Genomic DNA, 2,177 nt, shown 5'->3' on the forward strand with positions numbered 1-2,177 from the left:
AAGGTTGTTGGAAACGTCTATGCAAATGGTAACATTGTAGCCAATAATGGAGTGACAATTACCGGTTCGGCTATTGCAGCCCCAAGTGCATCTGTTACAAGTGATCAATCAAATAGCGGTACTATTCCAATTACAACCTGTACTGCAACAACCTGTCTTTCATTTGGCTCAACAACTGCTGCGCAAGATTTCGCTCAGAGTTTTAAAGTTTCAACAGCTTCTTCTCCACTTCATGATGTTCAGTTTTATATTAAAAAAGTTGGGGCTCCATCTGATATTACTGTGCGCATAGTTGATGATAGCTCTGGTTCTCCTGGCACCACAAATGAACTTACTACAAATGGTACGCTTCTTGCATCTCAAGTATCTGGGTCATCATTTGGTTGGGTAGATGTCGTTTTTCCAAGCACACCGACGCTTGATCCTGCAAAAACATATTGGCTTGTTCTCGATGATGGCTCAAATAGTGCAACAAATTATTATCTTTTAGGAGCAACAAATAATACCTATGCAAATGGTCTTGGAAAACTGGGAAAATATACAAGTACTTGGACTTCGACACAGCCAGCAGGCCTTGATAGCGATTTCAATTTATATCTTGGAGTAACGACATCAATCGGGGGTGGAACATATGTTGGAGCCGTCAATATTGGTCAGAGCGGTGTTGGGGATGCATGGGCAAATACCGTAAGTGGTGCAAGTGTTGCTGGCAGTCTCTATTGTCAGACAGGATCAAATAATAATAAAGCTTGTAATACAACTCGACCCGATCCAGCTCCGACAACCATGCCGCTTTCAGATGCAAATATTCAAGATTTCAAAGACGAAGCAACAACAACTGGTAGTGGTTGGACATATACAGGAAATTTAACCATCGGTTATCAAGGTACAACCACAACGTCACTTCAGCATGTCACAGGTAATCTCACTATTAATGGAGGAGGGGTTGCTGTTATGTCAGATCTTCAAGTCGATGGTTCAGTCACAATTACTGGTGGAGGAAAACTCACCGTAGGGCCACTTCGAGTCAATGGTGATCTTGACGTGGAATCGACAATGTCGATGACTGGCACAGTCTATGTTCTTGGTAATGTAACTATTGGAAGTGGTGCCACCCTCAAACTTGATGCAGGATATGGTGCAAATAGTGGTGTTCTTATTTCAGATGGCTATGCCACTGTTTCTGGAGGAAGTTCATTTTCAGGTTCAGGTCAATCAACAAGTTTCCCATTACTTATAACAACAAGTACATGTCCGAGCGGTACGGGATGTGGTTCAAATAATGCTATCAACTTTAATGGAGGTGCGGGTGCTGTTGTTCTTGTGGCACAAAACGGCACTATAAATATGTCGGGAGGTACAGGTGCCGAAGCACTTACGGCAAAAGAAATTGACGTAAGTGGTGGAGCAACCATTACGTACAATAGTGGACTCGCAAACTTGAATTTTTCAAGCGGACCATCGGGAGGATGGAACATCACAAGCTGGAAAGAAGTGCAATAGTGATTCTTTGAGAAGTGCGTGATAGAATTCATTCATGAGAAAGAACCCAATCATTGTTGGTAATTGGAAGATGAATCCTCAAACTATAAAAGAGGCACAAAATCTTTTTTTAAAGATTGCAAAAGGTGCTCTACAACAAAAAAAAGTAACTACTATTATTTGTCCATCATATATTCACTTAGGACTCTTTGCTCAAAATAAAAACAAAAAGACAGTTCTTCTCGGCGCCCAAAATTTTTTTTATGAAGAAAAAGGATCTTTTACCGGTGAAGTTTCACTCGGCATGATAGTTGATGCAGGTGCTCGATATGCCATCATTGGTCTTTCAGAACGTCGAAAGATCGGAGAAACAGATAGCATTATTAATAAAAAAATTCTTGCAGCACTCTCTCAAAAGATTACTCCTATTATTTGTATTGGAGAAAAAGATCGTGATGAAGAAGGAAATTATTACGGTTTTTTAAAACAGCAACTGGAAGAAGATTTACAGGGAGTTTCACGACAAAATATTTCAAAAGTTATTATTGCCTATGAACCAATATGGGCCATTGGTTCTTCTATGGCAATGGATGCTCATGATATTCATGGCATGACGATTTTCATAAAAAAAACTATTATGGAAATGTTTAGAACAAAGACTCCAATTGAAATCCCTATTCTCTACGGAGGTGCAG

General features: G+C 40.1%; 2 protein-coding genes. Both read left to right on the top strand.

Annotation, left to right across the window (positions count from 1 at the left end; all coding sequences use genetic code 11):
- The coding region (locus VGT41_04775; GenBank protein HEV2601588.1) for a polymer-forming cytoskeletal protein at window positions 1–1,503 on the top strand (1,503 nt) is incomplete at its 5' end.
- 34 nt (window positions 1,504–1,537) lie between these two features.
- The coding region (locus VGT41_04780) for a triose-phosphate isomerase (protein HEV2601589.1) at window positions 1,538–2,177 on the top strand (640 nt) is incomplete at its 3' end.

It is taken from the genome of Candidatus Babeliales bacterium (assembly GCA_035944115.1).
Taxonomy (GTDB): domain Bacteria; phylum Babelota; class Babeliae; order Babelales; family Vermiphilaceae; genus DASZBJ01.